Below are 21251 nucleotides of genomic sequence, written 5' to 3'. Positions count from 1 at the left end.
CCGATAACACCTTATACCTATAAAATAACGTGCAATGATACTGGCGCTTGCTGCAAAGAGGAAGAAGCTGATAGCGGGTGTGATGCTGTCGCTCATATATATGGAAGTGGTGGTTCCTGCCTATGCGGTGGGTACTCCCAGGAATCCTGCCATAAGCAGGGTTTCCTCTTCAGACATATTTCCTGCCAAGAACAAAACAATATTTGCTGACAGGCCGATACCGGAAAGAAAAACCGGCAAGGCAGATAAAGTGGAAAAGGTAGACAAAGTGGAGAAAGCTACCGGCGGCCCTACACAGCCAGAGAGTGAAGCATTTCATTCTGTGAACAGTGACAAAATGGTGGACCTTTTCAGTGGTGATTTTTCCTATAGTATTCCGTTAATGGATGTAGGAGGGTATCCTATTACCATTGGCTATAACAGTGGAATCACCATGGACCAGGAAGCCAGTTGGACGGGCCTTGGATGGAATATTAATCCAGGCGCCATCAACCGGAATATGCGGGGATTACCGGACGATTTTAATGGAGAGGATTCTATAAAGAAGACGCTGAGCATCAGAACCAACCAGACTATTGGTGGTTCCGGATCTTTTAGTGGCAAGATTTTCGGTACGCCCATAGAATTCACCGCCCATTTGGGTTTGTATCATAATAATTACACTGGCTGGGGAATGGAGCAGGGTATTAATGCACAAATCCGTAGTGGCAATAAAAGTGCGGGTACCCTAACAGGTGAGCTAAGCATTTCGCAGAATACGCAAGGGGGTATCACGCTTACACCGGGCATTTCGGGAGATCTGTATGTACGGGACGCCAATGATAAAGGGGGGATGACAGGAAATCTGTCGCTGGGCTTACCTTTCAATTCGAGAGCCGGTATGAAAGCGTTGGAATTTTCGGGCGGAGTTACCAGGACACAGCGATTGGCTGTCATTCACAATAGTGACCGACAAGGAAATTTTAAGGTAGGACTTTCCAGTTCCTTCAGTTTTGCTGCGCCTACCTATACGCCCACGATCAGCATGCCATATACCAGTGAAGCATATGCCGGCAAATTCAGCATAGGCGGCGAATTTTTTGGATTTTATCCGCATTATGGGATCAGTGGATATGTGACTACGCAATATATAGCGGAGCCGGATAAATTTCAGAAACTACCAGCCTACGGTTACCTGTATCTTTACAACGGAGGTGTTAAAACCAATGCTTTATTGGATTATAACCGGGAACGGGATATCCCGGCAAGAGAGGACAACCCGGCTATTGCCATGCCTTTTTACACCTATGATGCATTTTCTATTAGTGGCGAAGGTACAGGGGGCATGTTCAGAGCATACAGAAATGACATCGGTTATGTGTTTGACCACCCGATGAAAACCAGGGATAAGTCCATCAGTGGTGGAGTAGATCTCGGGTCTGGGTATGCCGCTCATATCGGGGCGGAATATACGCAGTCGCACGCATGGTCTGCCAATGGCCCCTGGAGAGATGAGAACCCAATGGCGCAGCTGATCAACTTCACTGATGTAGATAAAAATTATGAACCGGTATACTTCCGCAACCCGGGCGAAATGGCCATTAACAATGGCTCGTTTTATAAAACAATTGGAGAATCTGACGTAGTCATGCCGGAACTTACCGGGCACCAAACCCGGCATATATCTACTACCGGTAATCTGTTGAGATACCGTGGCGGAAAAATTGTTGACAAAACACCCATTACAACTGCCAATGCAAGAAAAGTCGATAGGGACAAACGTACACAACTAATCACCTATCTCACCGCAGAAGAAGCCAGTAAGGTGGGACTTAACAAGTTTATAGAAAACTATAAAGTAAACCAGTATACGCTTAACAGCTGCGATATGACGATGCCCGAGAACCTGGAGAGTGCGCGGGGTTTCAAGGGGCGGGTGAAGCCTTTCCCTTCAGACGATAGTCAATTCAGATACGGCACTTTCAGCGATATCAATTTCTGGAAGTTAGAGCAGCTATTTGCGAGGTCAACGCCACCCATGTTTACGGAGGTAGATAATAAAGCTTTCCGCTTGTACGCCGATTGGGAGTGTAGAGTATTAGCGCCTGTATCGGGTAAGTATGATATCAGTGTACGGTTTAACGACATTGGTGCACTTTATATCAATGATGTTCCTTTCCTGGAAGCCTGGGATCATGATGTAGGTAATTATACCACCAGCGTAAACCTGGAAGCGGGGAAGATGTATAAGGTATACGTGGCTTATATGAACCAGGAGGCAGATGGAGAATTTAATATGGACTGGGTATGTAATGGTACACATATCCCGCTCGAAAATTTCTTCCTGCCTGAACCAGCGGATACGCTGAACATGGGGGCAGTGTCGCTGGAAAGAAGGATTAACAATGTCCGTAAGAAACATCATATTTCCGAAATAGATGTATTGAATCCCGATGGACAAAAATACGTATATGGTTTACCGGTATACAACCTTGTACAAAGGGACGCCACGTTTTCCGTAGATCATAAGCAGGGCAATAGTGAAGAAGGGACTACCGATTATACCGATGGAAAGGATAATACGGTGAAAAATACGTCGGGAAGAGATCACTACCTGAGTACGGAAGAAATCCCTGCCTATGCGCATACATTCCTGCTCACCGGTATTGTATCATCCGATTATGTCGACCTGACAGGCAATGGTATCTCTGACGACGATCCCGGGAATGCCGTGAAGTTTAACTATTCAAAAACAGCAGGAAGTGCCTATAGGTATAAGTGGCGTACTCCTTATAACAATAAAGCCACTTTTAATGAAGGGCTCAAATCTGATTTCGACGATGATAAAGGAAGTTATGTATATGGAGAGAAGGAATTGTGGTACCTCAACTCTGTCGTATCCAAGAACATGGTGGCTACTTTTAAAGTGAGCGACCGCGCGGACTTGCTTCCTATCACTGAAGACGGTAGAAAAGCGACTGGTAGTGGTTTACCGAAAAAGCTGGATGAGATTAATCTTTATACAAAAGCTGACTTCCTGAAATATGGCAGCAGTGCGGTACCGGTAAAAACCGTGCATTTTGATTATACTTATGAGCTGTGTCGTGGCATCAATGCCCCGGTGAACGACAGTGGTAAACTTACCTTAAAGCGGATCTGGTTCTCCTATAATGGTAACCAGAGCAGGAATAGCAAGCGCGCGCGGCAAAACAGCTATGTGTTCTACTACAACAGTAAGAACCCTGGTTACAATAGTAAGTCGTTTGACCGCTGGGGAAATTATAAAGATCCGCAACAGAATCCTCCTTCTGCTTCTCCCCAGATTATTACCAATGCGGAATATCCTTACACATTACAGGACAGTACATTAATGGCTGCCAATGCTGCTGCCTGGACGCTGGATTCAATCCAGTTGCCATCTGGCGGGCGTATGAAAATTAACTACGAGAGCGATGATTATGCCTATGTGCAAAATAAGCGGGCAGCACGGATGACACCTATTGCCGGACTTTCTAAAGACCGGCCGGCTTCGCTGTCAGATTTATCTGGCAGCCTTTACTCCGGCGTACCGGTAACTGATTACCTGTATGTATCTATGAATGTGCCTAAAGCGGTTACTTCCACGAAGGAAGTGTTTAAAGACTACCTGGAGGGATTAAATAATACCCTGTATTTCCGGCTCAATGTGAAAATGCCCTATGAGCCAGATAAAGAAGATAACGGGGCAGAATACATTTCCTGCTATGCTACCCTGGACAGCCTTGATTATGGATTTTATAACAACGGACATACCATTTATGTGAAAATGCGTGCAGTGGAGCTGGATGGCGACGATGGAGGGAAATTCAGCCCGCTGGCCAATGCGTCCACTCAATTTCTGAAGGTCAACCTGCCCTTTAAAGCCTATCCTGGCACCCAAATGGAGGAAATGTCGCCGGTGGGCGCTATCAAGATGCTGGCTACCATGGTATATTCTATACACAGTGAGCTGGAAGGATTTCCGAAGGCGAGTAGAAAACGCGGTGCTGCAAGAGATCTGGATCTCAGTCGTTCTTTTGCCCGACTGAATGAGCCCTTCTATAAAAAGTATGGAGGAGGCCTACGGGTAAAAAGCATCCTGATTTACGACCACTGGAATGCCATGACCGGGCAGAAAGAATCGATGTATGGTACCGTATACAACTATACTACCACGAAGTTAATAGACGGCAGGAAAGTGGAAATCAGCAGTGGAGTGGCTTCTTACGAGCCTATCCTGGGTGGGGAGGAAAACTCCTGGCATACACCGTTGGTATATAAAGACAGGATCGGGAAGTTGATTCCTGCTGTATCCAGCTACGTAGAAACCCCTATGGGCGAGTCGCTGTTTCCTGCACCATCAGTAGGATATAGTAAAGTGCAGTCCCGGTCTATCAACACCAAGAATACCCGCTCGGCGAACGGGTATGAAGAAACCTGTTTTTATACAACGTACGACTTCCCCACATTGGTATCGTTTTCCGCACTTGACCCAGGTGTAACGCGCATGGGTTATACGCCAGGATTGGGAAGTATTCTAAAGATCAATACGGCGCGCCATCTGGTGGAATCACAAGGGTTTGTAGTAGAGCTGAATGACATGAATGGTAAGATGAAATCGCAGGCGGTGTATGCGGAGGGAGGAAGTGAGCCCATTTCATCGACTACGAATTACTACCGGGTAGATAATCAGCAGCAGGAGTTTAAGCACCTGAACAACCGGGTACTGTCTATGAACGCAAATGGTGTGATAGACAGCAGTGCCATCATTGGTTTAGATGCGGAACTGATGGTGGATATGCGGGAGCAGGTATCCAAAACACAAGGGATGGTATTGAATGCCGGTGTAGACATCTTTACTGTGGGGCCCTGGCCGTTTACCCCGACGTTTTCTTATGTTTACCCGCAAAGTGAAGAGAAGAAATTCCGCTCTTGTGCTACTACCAAGGTTATTTACCGCCATGGTATCCTGGATAGTGTTATTGCCACCAATAAAGGCAGCAGGGTTACTACTCAAAACCTGTTGTACGACAGCGAGACAGGCAGTGTGTTACTCACCGCTACCAGGAATGAATTCGGGGATTCTATTTACCAGTTTAACTACCCGGCAGCCTGGGTATATGATGGTATGAGCGGCGCTTATAAAAATATCAATACTACGTTGAAAAATGTAACTATCAAGGCAGGTAAGCTAATTACCAGTTTATGGCCTTACACAGTAGAAGATTATTTTTCTTCCGGTGATGAAATCCTGATGTATAGCAAAGTGCAGGTTGATACCGCGGCATGTTCTACGTTATTGGCTTCCTTCCCGGGCAGCACAAAGATCTGGGCGGTAGATGCCAATGCCCTGAATGGGAATCCTCCGAGCATTTACTTTGTCACAAAAGAGGGCGCACCGGTTACGGGAGAGCTCATTACCTCTATGAAAATTGTCCGTTCCGGCAGAAGGAACATAGGCGCCAGCATTGGTACGGTTACCATGATGAAAAATCCGCTGGAACGCACACCATCCGGTTATTCACTGGTGATCGATAAACGAAAAAATATTATTAACGCCTCCATGGTGGAATATAAGCAGAACTGGCATGTGGAGGATTCGAAGAAATCGGCTACCAATTGCGTATACCAGTAATGTTATAATAAAGAAAGTTATGAAGATCCTGAAAATTGTATTTGTACTGTTGATGTTAACCGGTGTAAAAGTATGGGCGCAGCAGCCAACATCAATAGATGCCCGCCTGCAGGGAACCTGGCATATTAGAAGCGTAACGGCTACCTATTCTCATATGCAAACAGGCGCCTTATTGCAACAGAAGGAAATTACCGCATCTGATTCCATCCAGCTGCTTAGTGGAAGCATATTCCTCCGCCTGGAATTTGCCGGCAATGAATGTACGGCAAAGCAAGCTTACAGCAGGCAAACCTGGAGTTGTACCAGCAGAGATACGGGGGTGCTGGAATTTAAGCAGCTTCTCCTGGGACCAGCGAAGGCGCCAAACGATCCCCAACAGCAACAACCCTTACGCTGGCCTTACCGGTTCGATCAAACAGGGCAGTTAACATCCGGACCCTTTACTATCGGGTATATGGATGCCAGTGGAAAACCAGTTAAGGTACTGTACAGCTGCCATTATATCAAAGACTAAGCAGGTTGTAAACATATTATTAAGCCTATACCCAATAGAAGATGGGACAATTTATAAAGTGGAATAAAGTAGCAGGAGGAATATGGTTGCTGATGCTGATACTGGCTGGTAACTTTTTGCATGCACAATGCAGTAACTGGCGCATCGAAACGGTGATTGACAGTGCTACCTGTGCTGCAGATGGCCGTATTACCATATCCATTAAAGGTGTTGATGCTGCCAATCTCGATAGCTTTCATTACAGCCTGACGCCACAGTTTGCGGGAGGGAATTCAATCTATCAGAGTACTACACCGGTAATGCAGAACCTGAAGCCTGGTGCTTACCGGATTACGGTGGATGCATTGTGCAGTCAGCAGCCGGTTTCACAGATATTGGATGTAACGGTGCCTGGCAATTATAAGGAACTCAATGCAGCTGTTTTTTTGCAAAGGGATGCATTAAATAGTTGTAATACTGGACAATTACGGGTAGAAATAAATAAGGGAAAGCTCCCTTACCGAGTTGCCCTCACTTCTTATCCTCCTTCTTATACAGGCCCCATAAATTTTGTGACCAGTCAGACTGTTTTTCGTATCGATAGCCTTCCGGCTGGTAATTATACTGTATCCATTACGGATGCCTGTTCTACTACACCGGCCATAGGAAGTGTACTAATAAATAATCTACGCGCCTTTAGCGGGGGCGATATATTCCCTATTGTAATTTCTCTAAATAGCTGTGACCGCTTTGCAGGTATGCCTTATATCACAATTGTTGGTTTTCCGGGATATTCTGTAGAAGAACTTTCTTTGGACTGTAGTATCTCTTTTGATGGAGGTCCCCGGTCGCCTTATAAGCCATATCGCTATGGAGATCTAGACACCTTTTTGCTTCCTTCTGGAAAAACGCTCAAGGACTATTATGGGAAACAAATTACGTACTATGTAAAAGGTCGTTGCGCGGATGAAGTGACCAGTACCCGTACTATTAATAAACCAGACTTCAGCTATGTTACTTCCATAAATTGCGATAATCAATTTAGTTTGGAAACTTATTATTATAATAATGGTTTGTTTTGTTATCCGATAATTTTAACATTAAAGAATAGAGAAACTGGAGAGGTATTGGCGGATACAACTTTTAATAGCACGATTGCTGATTCCAGGAAGTATCCTACGGGGAAATATGTATTGACAGTTGTTTCCGGTGATAGTGCAATACTTTATCAAGATACGCAATTCGATGTGTTACCTGCAGATACACTAAACCCTTACCAGGTATCTTCGATTATTAGTAGTGATGCGGTTTACGGTAGAAGCGGAGTCGGAGCGTTGATGATTCTTAGCAATAACGGTTCCTTCCCACCCGGAACGCAAGTGCAGATAATCCATCCTTTTACGACTTCCCTTACGACAGTAAATGGAGGAACCTATTATGTTTTCGAGACACCTGATGGATTGCCTTTATCGCCTGGCTATTATATAGTAAGAGTAATAGATCCCTGCAAGAAGAAAACTTACGATTTGCCAGTTTACATAGGCGAAGAGGATGTTTTCCGGTATAATTGGTCTTATACAATGGAAAGGACCTGTTTAGGGGTGAAGATAAAACCCAAAGGATTAATGGGATTTCCAGCAGGATTTTGGAATTCCAGCTATTCCATTCTGTCGGGTACTGCCAGCTATCCTTCGGGGTATATTGGTGAAAATGGCTATTTTTTATTGCCTTTCGCTGGTACCTATACCATTGCGATGTCGGTAGGTGGTACTGCAAGGAATTATGGAAGTAACGTCAAAACCATCACCTTCGAGGACTCTCCGCTGAGAACTCGTGCTGACAGCACTATCGGCTGGGTATGCCCCGGCGACCCCAACAACGCCGGCCATATTAAAATCCGCGCAGCCTTCGGCAACAGTACCACCAGCCATTACCTGTACAAGCTGGCGGCAGATGGAAATGGGGAAACAGGGCCTTACCTGGACAGTAATTATACCGGCAATTTCGATGGCAGCAGTAATTACCAGCTGATGAGAAACGCCAGTTACCAGGTGAAGATCATCGACGATTGTAACGCCTCTATTGTGCAGCGGGTAACCATTCTCGACTTTGCCAATTTCCAGGTGATCACTACTGATAAGCCACTGTTTTGTATCAACGATGAGGTATACCTCAGGGCGTTTAACCTGCCTACTACCGCCAAATATTATAGCTGGACCGGGCCTAATAGTTTTACCAGCACCGATCAGATAGTAACCTTGCACCAGGTGAAACCTAAAGACGAAGGCGTATACCATGTATCTATCAGTTCAGATATGTGTAGCCGTCCTATAGAAGGCAGTGTAAACATCCGTTTGGCGCCTTATGTAACATATTGTTATAGCGCGGTGACAGATACCAGTGTGAATCCTTATACATTCGGCATGCTAGGTAACTGGCGCCCTTCCCGTTCTTATGTTTACTATGGCGCCCGGGCGCAGTCGAGCACTGCACAGGCAACCAATGTTCGCTCAGATGGCGCATTTGATGTCTTCAGCAGTTTCTGGAAACAACAAACCAAAGGCTGGGCAAAAGACGCCAGCTACGATACCACTGCCTGGGTGTGGAATGCGGAAAGTACCATTTTTAATAAGAAAGGATTTGAGCTGGAGAATAAAGACCCGCTGGGTCGCTACAACGCGGCGCTCTATGGGTACGACAATGCCATCCCAGTAGCTACCGTACAGAATAGCCGCTACCGGGAGGCCGCCTTCGATGGGTTTGAGGATTATTCGTTTATAAGTGGTAAGTGCGATGACGGCGCCTGCCCCGTAGACCGGCGGTTGGACTTCAGCAACTATATCCCCAAAATGGATACCACACAGCATCATACCGGCCGTTATAGTCTGCGCCTGGAAGCCAATGATACTGTACAGGTGAAAGTGCCGGTAGTAGCTACAGAAACTACCATCAACTCGCCCCGCTTTATCCTCGGATCCAGCGCCTGTACCCCTTACCAGGTGCTGAGTAATGTGAAGGTAGACAGCACTATATTACTACCGCCATTTTCCCCGGTGGCCGGCAATAGTATGCTTTTCAGTGTGTGGGTAAAAGAGGAACAGGATTGTAAATGCACTGCTTATACGCATAGTAAAATAACCCTGTTCGTAGCCGGCGATACCCGGCTCACGGCAGATGTAACGCCAGTAGGAAGTATCATCGATGGCTGGCAGCGGTATGAGCGGGTAGTTGACCTCCCGGTAGGAAGCACTGGCCTCAGCGTAGTAATGGCAACTACCGGCGGCACACGGGTGTACCTGGATGATCTGCGCTTCCATCCTTATCATGCCAACATGAAATCTTTTGTGTACGATCCGCAAAACCTTCGCCTGATGGCCGAATTGGATGAAAATAATTACGCCACTTTCTATGAATATGATGATGATGGTACCCTTACCCGTGTGAAGAAAGAGACAGAACGGGGCGTTAAGACTATTAAAGAAACAAGGAACGGTTTTATAAAAGAAGACAATGAATAACAGCGGTATGTCAATAGCAAAATGGTGTTTGTTGCTGGTGATGATCAGCAGTAGCTGGCAAACAGTGGCACAATCGAAAGATACGGCCGCCTTATTGGCTGTTTTCAAAAAAATGCAGCAGGACCTTATAAGCCGCCCCATTTCTTACGAGGTGAAGATCAGCTATACCCGCCTGGATGCCCCCGGTACAGCTCCCGACACGGTATCCGGCATGGTGAAGATCGCCGGCCGTCAACTGCATTGCCTCATGGACGGTGTGGAAACCATCTCCAATGAAAGGTATACGGTTACCTTGTTTCACCAGGATAAAACCATGTACCTGAACAAGCCGGTAGCTACGCCAGAACAAGAGATGGTGGCCGTGGCCAACCTTTCCCAGGTAGTTGGAGATGTAAAAGAATGGTCCCTTAAAACGGAAGGGAAAGAGAAGATATTACAACTTACCTATCCTGCAGGAATGCAGTATAAGCAGGCTGTTTTTACTATAGATGCCCGCAGTGGCTATTTGAAGAGCACCCGCATCACGATGGACGTATTGGCAGAAGATACCCTGCACACCGTAGAAGTATATTCCCGTTTTGTTAACTATCAGCCTATCCCCAACGGTTATAATGGATTCAATGAAAGCAACTACTTCACCAGGAAAGGAGATGATTTCATTGTTACACCAACATACCGCGACTATCAGATTTTTAAAGCATCGCCGAACCTATAGAAATATATGAGACCTTATTTGCTGAAAATATCCCGTACGCTGTTGCTGCTCCTGAGCAGTATCCTGTTGCTTGGTTTGGCCGGCTATGCACAGCAGGGCCGGGGAGTATTGATTAAACGGACCCTGGATGGCGCCAAAGGGCAGCTGGCAAAAGATTCTGCCATCAACGTACAAGATGATATTTATTTTGATGCAGCTATCAAAAGTCGCCTTGATACGCCCTACCTGGTCCGCAATAGCGTGACCTTGCGTATCAATGAGTACGCAGGGATATACTTGCCGGATACTTTCAGCGCCACGGTAAACGTCCGTATTTTCTATACTGCGCCGGACCTGAGTACATATTCTACCGATCGTAGCCTGACGATCAATTATGATACCGCTCATCCTTATAGTTTGCGCAATAGCTTTGTGTTTAGCAATGCCCACCAGGTAAAGGTGCAGGTATTGAGCGTTGCCACCAATGCATCCAGAAATGTAATTCCTGCATTGGTATTGGATAATGAAATGGAAGTACACCCGGTATATAAACTGGATTGCCAGGCCAATGCTATTACTACCATTACGTCCAATCAGCCTGCAAATACAGATTCTACGGATGAAATTACTGTCAGTTGGCCGGCAGTAGCTGGAGCAGATGTATACGACCTGGAATGGGCGTATATAGATTCCAGCGCCCTGGAGGCCAACAGGTATGGCAGCCCCGTTGTGCCAGCACTTGTTTTTCAGAATAATACCACGCGTGTAACCATCTCCGGAAATAGTTATGCTATTCCTTTGCTCTATGATAAAGTAGGTGTATTGTTTTTCAGGGTAAGAGCGGTGCAGGAGAAGAATAATGATGTGAGAATAGAAACAGCCTGGAGTTCCAATTTCCCGGGCGGTATGGGCAGCTATACCTTCGATGGGCACCAGCATCAGTTGAACTGGCAGTCCAGTATTTCATTTGCCGAAGATGGCAAGCGAAAAGTAGTACTGCAATATTATGATGGTAGTTTACGTAACCGTCAAACGGTTACCAAGGACAATACCACTAACCAAACGGTGGTGGCAGAGAGCTTATACGATTACCAGGGACGCCCGGTTATACAGGTATTACCCGCGCCTACGCTCAACCAGGTAATGAAGTATACCCGTAACCTCAATGGAGCCATCAACGGAGGTGAATACGATAAAAATCAGTACGACCGTATTAATCAACCTTCCGATATCCTGACGGCCAGCGCACCTGCTATGAGTACTGGCTCGGGCGCGAACCAATATTATTCGCCGGCCAACCCCGAAAAAAATACTGGTATCAACCAATACCTGCCGGATGCCCAGGGATATGCTTTTACAGAAACGATCTATACGCCTGATAATACCGGCCGTGTTAGTCGCCAGGGAGGAGTGGGAGCTGCATTTAAAATTGGCAGCAATCATGAAACAAAATACTACTATGGCGATGCGGAGCAGGAAAACCTGGATGCGCTGTTTGGTACAGAAGCCGGATTAAGCAGTCACTATAGCAAAAATGCCGTAGAAGATGCCAATGGCCAGGTTTCGGTAAGCTATATCGACATGCATGGCCGCACGGTAGCTACCGCGCTGGCCGGCGAGGCGTGGAATAAAAGCCTTACGGATTTGCCGGATAAAGTAGTGAAAACAGAAACGGATTCCCTCTCCGGTGCAGGCAGTACGGCTAAAGAAGATCAGGCGTTGATCACTCATCGTTCTATTCCTGTATTGATGGATGGTACTTACACCTTTACCTATGAAATGGATCCTCCCACCTTGAAAAAAGTGGGTTGCAATAACGATACTACCAGCTATCTGGGGCTATATGATTTGCAGGTACATATTACAGACGATGCCTGGAATCTTCACCTGGGAGGCGCTCCGTTTGATACGGTACTGCATAACTATACACCTGATCTCCAGGTGAATAGTGATGGAAAGCTATCACTTTCCTTCTCCCTTTACCTGGTAAAAGGTACTTATGAAGTAACAAAGACATTATCCATCAGCCAGGTGGCGATGGACTATTACCGCGATAGCATCTTCCTGAAACATAATGTGTGTACAACGCTGGAGGAAATAAGGGAAGCGCAACTGGCAGAAAAGCGTAAGCTACTATGCGCTCCTGCCTGTGCTGGTTGCGAAGATTCATTACACACCGATGGCGACGATATACGGGCAATGATGCTGGAGGATATGAGCCCGCCATCCGGACAATATGCATTGTTGGCCGATAGCAGTAATAGTAGCGCCATTGCCTATTCGATATTATTTAGTAATAACGGGGCACCGGTTTACAAACGCAGCGACATCAACTATCTGAATGCAGATGGCAGCCCGTCAATGATATTGAATGCGGTGACTAATACAATGGTAAAGCCACAGGAGCTGCCTCCGCTGGAATTTGCCGACGCTTTTCAGCCATCCTGGGCAGAAGTATTGTTAAAATACCATCCGGAGTTTTGTAAACTTAGCTTTTTGTCGGGCGACCAGCTAAAGAAGGCGCAGTTGTGGGAAAAGGATTTCCTGGCTACGGATACCTACTCTGGCGCAAAACAAAAAGGATACCTGGCGCCGCTGTCGGGCAGTACTGCCGATCCATTGACGGCGTTGATGCCGGATTACCTGAACACTGAAATGAATAAGTTCAAGTCAGCGTCTAACCAGCCTATGACGTTGCTGGGAATGGCCATTGTATCGACTATCTGCGATCAGACAGCCAGCTGCTCAAATACTTATGGGGCTTACACGCCTACCCAGGCGGAGAGCAGCTTTTGCGGTCCGGACCAGGACATGATATGGCGTACCTTCCGGTCGTTATACCTGAACATTCACCGGAGTGGGGTGGATAATTATATAAATAGTAATTGCCCTGGCGGAAGTCAACAAGCCAGTGCCTTGATGGCCATTGGCAAAGCCCCCAGGTTTGTGGTAGCTTCCAATGTATTGCAACAAACCGGTGCCGATGCTATCAACAACAGTATACAGCAGTCGTCCAACCAGACCCAGGCAGCACAGGATGCCATGAACCAGGTTTATTACCAGCAGATAGATACGCTGGCAGATAGATGGCTAAAGCAATTGGCGCCTTGTAAGTATGATGCAGGTGCTTTAGGAGAGATAAAAATGAAGCTGCTGGCGTTATGTAAGGCCAGTGCGGATAACAACCATCCGTACGGGGCCAGTACCTTGAAACCAGGTGCTTCCAATCCATACACCAGCTTCCAGGCTATACTGGCTGAATATAATGATAGACATCAGATCACTGATCCGTTAATTTGTAACGGAGAGATGATCACCTTCCCAGCTCCTTACGATAAACAACCAGCCACCGCGAACAACTTTAGCTTTAAGAAGCCCCAGGAATGTGAATGTAATAACCTGAATGCGCTGAATGCAGAATACCAGCAGCTTAAATTGCCTGCTGATGCGAATTTCTCCGCCTACCTCTTGCGCAAGCGCGGTGTGAAAATTGCGCAGACTGACCTGGATGATTTACTGGCTGCCTGCGGCAGCAACACGGCCAATTGTAACTACCTGCCTAAGCCGGTAAAAATACCTACATTAATACAATGTAACATAGCGGCGCCCTGCGTGAACTGCGCAGTAACGGATAGCCTGTATAGCGCATTTGTGACAGCTTATCCGGGTGTAACGCCAGCATATGATGAAACGGATTCTATACAGCGGAAGAAAAATGTGTTGTTCGCTGCATTTATGAATGGCCGGCTTGGCTTCCATGAAAATGCCGGTACCTATCTCGAATTCCGGGATAGCTGTCATCAATCAACTAACCGCGGTACGCCGGTATGTATTAAAGTAGCTGGCACTGGGAAGATGGTCAACACCTATTCCAACGGAGGACAGGACAGCATTACCGACGTGCGGGCAGTAGCTGGCGGATTTATTTTAGCAGGTAGCACAACAGGTTGCAGTGCGGGCGGGAAAGACGCTTACATTATAAAAACAGACCTGCAGGGTAATCTCCAATGGTCTAAAACTTATGGCGGAACAGAAGACGATGTTTTCCGCAGGTTGATACCTACCGCAGATAGTGGCTATATCGGCATTGGTACCACTTATTCTTTCTGTTTCCCACAAGGAGCCATGCTGGTGGTAAAAACCGCTGCAGATGGTACCATGGTATGGAATAAAACCATCGATTTTGGAGATACCAATGGCGCCATAGGCAGTGACATCGTAGAAACCAGCACGGGCAATTTTGCCATTGCAGGGTTACGTACAACCGCCGGCGTTAGTACCGAATGGATTACAGGTGTATTGACACCCGAAGGAGACCTGTTATGGCTGAAACAAACCGGTGGTAACAGTTCAGGAGGCATGCTCCGCATGGCATCTTCTTCCAGCTCCGATACTACTATTGCTCCCAAAGACATGATCAGCCTGGTAGCCAGCAACGATACACTGATTGCTGCCACCACTATGAATGGGCAAAACAGTGAACAGGCGCCGGTACTGTTTAAACAAAACCTGGCCACCGGTACGGAGTTGTTTATGATGCAATACCAGCCAACTGGTATGGGCAATTGTGTTGTAAACAACCTGTTGAAAACCGCTACCGGCTATAAAATGGTGGTAGCCGGCAGTAATGTGGCAGGGGAGCTGTTGGATGTCGACAATACGGGCCTCTCTGTAACAGGTAAACAATTGAAAAACCTCTCCGGTAGTCAAAGCTGGACGGCCATTACCACCGCGGATGGAGGAGTGATGTCGGCCGCCTCCACACAAGACGTATATTGGAGCAAGTGGGGTGCAGACAATAGTTTACAGACAACCAGTCATGTACAATTACCCGGCAACGATAAAGTATATAAGATAGCGGAAGCCTCTGATGGCCGTTTGGCCGGCGCCGGTCTATACAACGGTCAGGCCATGCTGATGTTGGCCAACAAAGATGGAAAGAGCGGCTGTTCAGATAAGAGCGAAAGCCTGGCTGCACAAACAGATAACCCGTCTTTGATTGCGCTGGCTACTCAGGCCACGCTGTACTTATCTGACAGGAACATCAATACCGTGGCGGTAGTGGAAAGTAATTGTCAACCAACTGCCAATACAATTTCCTGCCTGGGCATAGACAGCTGTTTTATGATATACACCGGGCTGTTATGCGGCAACGCTATGCCTGTATATGACGAAGATCCGTTGACGCCAGTCACTTCTTGCGCAGATAGCCTGGCTATGGCAGATAATATTGCCAATATTATCTACAATGCCATCGTTGATTCTGTGGCAAATGATTTCAACAATAGTTATATCAATACAGCATTGGATGCCCGGGAGCGGTTTGCCGTAACGCATAGTTCCGCAGAGTATCACTATACATTATATTACTACGACCAGGCAGGCAACCTGGTGAAAACCATACCACCGGCCGGCGTGGTGAAAGACCGATCAGACGACTGGCTGAGAAGAGTGAAAGCCGCCCGTGAGCAAGGCGTAGCATTAACCGTGCAGCATCGCCTGCCAACAGAATACCGTTACAATACACTCAACGGTATGGTGGAACAGAAAACGCCGGATGCCGGAGTATCCCGCTATTGGTATGATCGCCTGGGCCGGGTAGCGGTATCGCAGAATGCCCAACAGGTGACCAATGCAGCTTATAGCTACACCCTGTACGATAACCTGGGCAGGATTACCGAAGTGGGTGAAATTCACAGCAGCGCTTCCATGTCGGATGCGATCAGTCGTGATCCGGTAGCATTATCCGCCTGGATACAGGCCGCTGGCAGCAGCCGTGCGCAAATTACCAGGACCATATATGATCAGCCTTACGGATTTATTGAAGGAATAGACTGGAAAGCTACCAACTTGCGCAACCGCGTGGCCTGGAGCGCTGTATACAATAAGGTGGCAGACACTATCCCTGGCGGTCAGGCTTCTGCTACTTATTACAGTTATGATATTCACGGTAACGTACGTACGCTCTTGCAGGATTATAACCCTGGTACAGAAGTAAATGCCAGCAACCGTTTCAAAAAAATCAATTATTCCTACGACCTGGTAAGTGGAAAAGTAAATACCGTCAGCTATCAGCCAGGCAAGGCAGACGCCTTCTATCACCGGTATAGCTACGACGCAGAAAACCGGTTAACCAACGTAGAAACGAGTCGCGACAGCCTATACTGGGAAAATGATGCATACTACCAGTACTATAAGCATGGTCCGTTGGCCCGGTCAGTAATTGGCCAGGCGCAGGTACAGGGTATCGACTACGCCTATACGTTACAAGGTTGGCTGAAAGGTATTAACAGCAGTGCCATTGGTACCGGTAAGGATATCGGTCTGGATGGCGCCACCAATGGCATCACAGCGAAAGATGTGTTTGGATTTGGTCTGCACTACTTTGGTGACAGTGATTATGTATCCGTATCCGGTAAACATCCATTTGCAGGAGCAGCCGGTGTATTGAAGCCGCTCTACAATGGTAACATTGGCGCTATGAGCGTTAACCTGCCAAAAGCCGGCGAGCCTTTGCTGTACGCTTACAAATACGATGCGCTGAACCGCCTGGTAGGCATGGAAGCCAACCGTGGCCTGGAACAAACCACCAACACCTGGACGCCACTGGCCATCAACGATTATAAAGAAGATATTACCTACGATGCTAACGGCAATATCCAGACCTACCATCGGAATGGTAATAAGCCGTCGCCCATGGACCAGCTGACCTACCACTATCAGCCAGGCACCAACAAGCTGTCTTGGATAAATGATAGCATTTCAGCAGGGCAATATGATACCGACATTGATGATCAGCTGGCAGGTAATTATCAATACGATTCCATAGGTAATCTTATCAGTGATAAAGGCGCCAACCTGGATAGCGTTGTATGGACGGTATATGGAAAAATAGCCCGCATCCGGAAGGCAGACGGCACGTTAATCACTTACACCTATGACGCAGCAGGCAATCGTATCAGCAAACAGGTAGGGAACACCATTACCCGTTATGTACGCGATGCCACCGGTAACGTAATGAGTATCTACGTATCCGGCGACCCTGCTATTAACAACGGGCAATTAAGTCAGACAGAAACGCCGGTTTATGGCAGCAGCCGTTTAGGAGTAGATACCCGGATTACCGCCGTACAACAAGATACCTTCCCTGAAGTATATAAATTAACAGGTGTAGGAGACGCACAATTCACTAACTTTATGCGTAGGTATAAGGTCTTTGAATTAAGTAACCACCTGGGGAATGTACTCGCTACCGTGTCAGATGATAAACTGGGTGTTTCCCTGGATAGTAGCCTGGTAGATCATTATGAGGCCCGTGTTATTTCGGCACAGGATTATGCGCCGTTTGGTATGGGGCTGTTGGGTAGATCGATGAATAGTGGTGGGTATCGCTGGGGTTTCAATGGGAAGGAGAATGATAATGAGGTGAAGGGAGAGGGGAACCAGCAGGATTATGGGATGAGGGTGTATGACCCGAGGATAGGGAAGTTTTTGAGTGTGGATCCCCTTACGAGAAGTTTCCCATATTATTCACCTTATCAATTTGCAGGCAATAAACCAATTTGGGCCACCGATCTAGATGGAGCTGAAGAGAAATATTTTAATGTTGATTTGGTGTTAACAAATTTTGGACTGTTGAAAGCAGTTACAACGAAAGAGGTAGAGAATCCATATGCGAGATTTAGAGGACTACATGAAACGTTCGAAGGAGTGAGGTGGAATGATGGATTTGGTCCCAAAGGAAAAGGAATTGAGTTTTCCTATAGGGTGTTTCGGCTACAGAGTGACGGATCGAAGGTATTAATTGATAGCAGAGTTGATTTTGTGCCTCAAAAGACATTTTTTGAGAAGATAAGTTCCTATTTTGCTCCAACAAGGGAAGGGGATAAAGCAGGAGGTATTCCTTTCATTTCATCGAGACGACAGCCCGGTAGTAATTCAAGCTTTAACGCATATTCTTTGAATCCCGATAAACCTGTAAATATTGATGTATTGATGGACGTAATTAGCATATCTATAACTGCATCTGGGCAAAGTCTTATTCAAACTCCCAAAAACCCGGTGGACTTGGCTGAATTTATAAGAAGTATGTCGTATGTAAACGGAGCGCAGGGGAACTTAAAAGATGCTGTTAATGCAACAATACCCGAGAAAAAGAAGGAAAACAAACCAGATAGCGCTACTTGTCCTAAATGTTCAGACAGAGGGGATAGCGCACATATTGATCAGGTTAATGGTAGTGGCACATTTGGGAAATTAAGAGAAGCTGGTCAGACAGACCAAACTAAAGAGAAAAAGAAAGAAAAATAGTATGAACTATGAAATTTGTTAAACGTCAATTTTTAGGCTATTGCTTCATCGTGACCTTATTAACAGGATGTTGGGGCAACAAGAAAACTTATATTGAGAGAATATCTGGTGGTGATCAGTATTTCTTACTTAAGAAGGTATTTAATGAAAAAGGTGTTTTAATTGAAGAGGTCAGACTGAATGTTGATTCGGTTCCGGACGGGAGATATAGGGAGTTCTTTTCAAATGGTCAAACTAAGTGTAAAGGTTTCTATAGAAATGGTATAAAGGATAGTGTTTGGACATACTATTCCGGCAACGGGAATATTAAAGAAGAACGAAAATGGTTTGACGGGAAAGAGTTTGGTGAACAAAAGGTTTACTTTGATAATGGAAGAATTGAGCAATATTCATTTAATAATTTAAGTGGTGAGAAGATATTCTCAGCTGCTTATGATTCTGCTGGTAAGATAATAAAATGGGATGGGACGCCGATTTATAGCGCCTTTAATGCGGGTAGATTAAAGGTGAATCAACGTTTTGAATTGTATTGTTTTATTGGTATTCCTCCTGGAACGGATTTAAAGGTGAAGGTGGAAGAACGGGAGGGGGCATCAAATATTTTGTTTCAGAAGGAATATGGTCAGGATAATATAATCAATTTGTATTTTTCTAAGAAAATAGCCGTGGAGCAAGAATGTCGGAAGAAAGGAAAATTCGCTTGGTTAGTATATGTGGACCACTCTTATAATGGAATTGTAAAATCGGATACGATTCATTTAGATTTATCCGTTGAGTAATTAGTTTAAAGAGAGCTATATTTTAATATTTTATATGTCAGCTGTTGTGTGAGGCTAGAATAGTCGGGACAGCATGCTTGAACAATTATTTGGATAAAGTACAGGTACACGTATTGCAAAGATGCTATTAACTAGTAATTCTAAACACTTTCAATAGAACAGCCATTATTCAAAACGAAAGCCCTAACAACACCCTATACTATGAAATATTTTTTTAGTATCATTTTTTTTCTATTCATTGGCTCATTTTGTTATGCCCAACAAGTTTACCAGATTAAAGCAGACAGTGTACGTATATATAACACCTGTGATACTGCTGAATTAATTCTTGAAAACCGCACCCAGAAAGTCCCCGGTTTTTTATTCAATAAAGGCAATGGTAGAACAGAGTTTCAGAAACTGAGCTTCACCTCTCCGGGGTTAGGTTTACTGGGGATTCAGGGGCAAGATACAATTAACCTGCCTAATGTGCTATCTCCATGGGCTGATGTCCGTTATGATTTATTGTCGACCAACTTTACAACGCTTTCTGCAACAGATACAATGCGTTGGGAGCAATGGTATATCAATAAACCGATTGGTTACTCCGCTTATAGTGCACCGGATATGCCTGTGCTTTCGGAGCAGGCATTCAATGGCGCCGGATCAAATACTTATTACAACGGGTTGGTGGTAAAAACAGCTACTACCGGGTTCGATTTTTCAGTTAATTGGAATGGAGAATTAACTGGGCCTAATGGTGCTTTTATACGCATAAAGGACGATACGCAAACGAAGTGGAGCCAATGGCGGGAGCTGTTATTTAAGGATTACGCGGATAAAACGTATGTCCTTAACCAGAAGGTAGCTGCGCAGGCAGCCAATTTATGGATTAGTGGGGCCGCGAAAGTTGGCGACAGTGTAGTACTGACGAGGTATAAAAATAACGCAACTGGAGACAGTGTGCTGACAACTGATGGGTCTGGTAACCTGAAATTGAAATTAATGACAGGGGGAAGTGGTAGTGGTAATATTTACACCACAGACGGAACATTGATGGGAGACCGTCTACTGAATGCCGGAGCGCGTTCATTGTCCTTTAAAGGCGTTACAACTAGCAAAGATTCGTCTTACATGCTATTTAACTATAGCGGTATTAAACTAGGGACATTAATGTATCGTTTTGTAGGAGGAGGCGTTTCCGAGCTATCAACTGATATGTTTAATGGCTCCAGGATAACCTGGTCAAAAGTTGACACTACTTCTTATATTCTTGCTAATAGTTATGGGGTAGGTACTAATTATAAACGTGGGTGGATCGATTTTGAAAATAATGTCAATGGCAACGGAATAAGATGGACATATTTAGACGGTACTCCAAATAGTGGTGGTAATCAGCTTAATTTTGAAATGGATACACTTGGACTCAGGTTCAGCAAGAGTACTACATCATCGAAAGATACGCTATTTACCATAGACAAATATGGCACTGCAATATTCAATGGCCAGCTTGAAGCTCAGGCTATTTACCAGTCATCGCAACGTGCGTTAAAAAAAGATATTGCACCATTCAATAAATCTGCTTTGGATATTATCGACCACGCATCTGTACAAACTTTTCGCTACAAGTCAGATAAGAATGAACTATTACATATCGGTTTTATCGCAGAAGATGTGCCTGAAGAAATGGCTGCACCTAAGCGTGTAGGCGTTGACCAGGCCAATACGGTAGCAGTATTAGTGAAAGCTATACAGGAGATGAATGGGCAAGTAAAAGCATTGAAGGAAGAAGTGAAAATGCTCAGGAAACAATTGAAAGATACCAGGAAATAGCGATTAACACGAA

At 45.7% G+C, this 21251-nt stretch carries 7 protein-coding genes; all 7 read left to right on the top strand.

All coding sequences use genetic code 11. The features are described from left to right. Positions 1–34 precede the first annotated feature (34 nt). The 7 genes from HGH91_RS21435 (at position 35) to HGH91_RS21405 (ending at position 21238) form a co-directional block, all read left to right on the top strand. Positions 35–5632, top strand: a complete 5598-nt coding sequence (locus tag HGH91_RS21435; RefSeq protein WP_168740849.1) for a PA14 domain-containing protein — start codon at positions 35–37, stop codon at positions 5630–5632. A 19-nt stretch (positions 5633–5651) separates the two neighbouring features. Further along, positions 5652–6146: a hypothetical protein gene (locus HGH91_RS21430; RefSeq protein ID WP_168740848.1), complete on the top strand. Its 495-nt coding sequence runs from the start codon at positions 5652–5654 to the stop codon at positions 6144–6146. A gap of 41 nt (positions 6147–6187) precedes the next feature. Continuing rightward, positions 6188–9643: a hypothetical protein gene (locus HGH91_RS21425; protein WP_168740847.1), complete on the top strand. Its 3456-nt coding sequence runs from the start codon at positions 6188–6190 to the stop codon at positions 9641–9643. Between the two features lie 7 nt (positions 9644–9650). Next, the gene (locus HGH91_RS21420) at positions 9651–10358 is read left to right on the top strand and encodes a hypothetical protein (protein WP_168740846.1); all 708 of its coding nucleotides are present in this window, start codon (positions 9651–9653) and stop codon (positions 10356–10358) included. A gap of 6 nt (positions 10359–10364) precedes the next feature. Then, a complete protein-coding gene (locus HGH91_RS21415) occupies positions 10365–18647 on the top strand; it encodes an RHS repeat-associated core domain-containing protein (RefSeq protein ID WP_168740845.1) in 8283 nt (2760 codons plus the stop codon). An 8-nt stretch (positions 18648–18655) separates the two neighbouring features. Continuing rightward, on the top strand, positions 18656–19426 hold the full coding sequence (locus HGH91_RS21410; RefSeq protein ID WP_168740844.1) for a toxin-antitoxin system YwqK family antitoxin: 771 nt from the start codon (positions 18656–18658) through the stop codon (positions 19424–19426). A gap of 201 nt (positions 19427–19627) precedes the next feature. Beyond that, entirely contained in the window at positions 19628–21238 is a 1611-nt protein-coding gene (locus HGH91_RS21405; RefSeq protein ID WP_168740843.1) for a tail fiber domain-containing protein, read from the top strand. Positions 21239–21251 lie beyond the last annotated feature (13 nt).

This window comes from Chitinophaga eiseniae, from assembly GCF_012641265.1.
Taxonomy (GTDB): domain Bacteria; phylum Bacteroidota; class Bacteroidia; order Chitinophagales; family Chitinophagaceae; genus Chitinophaga; species Chitinophaga eiseniae_A.
The sequence above is the reverse complement of the archived record's forward strand: the minus strand, read 5'-3'. Positions and strand labels throughout refer to the sequence as shown.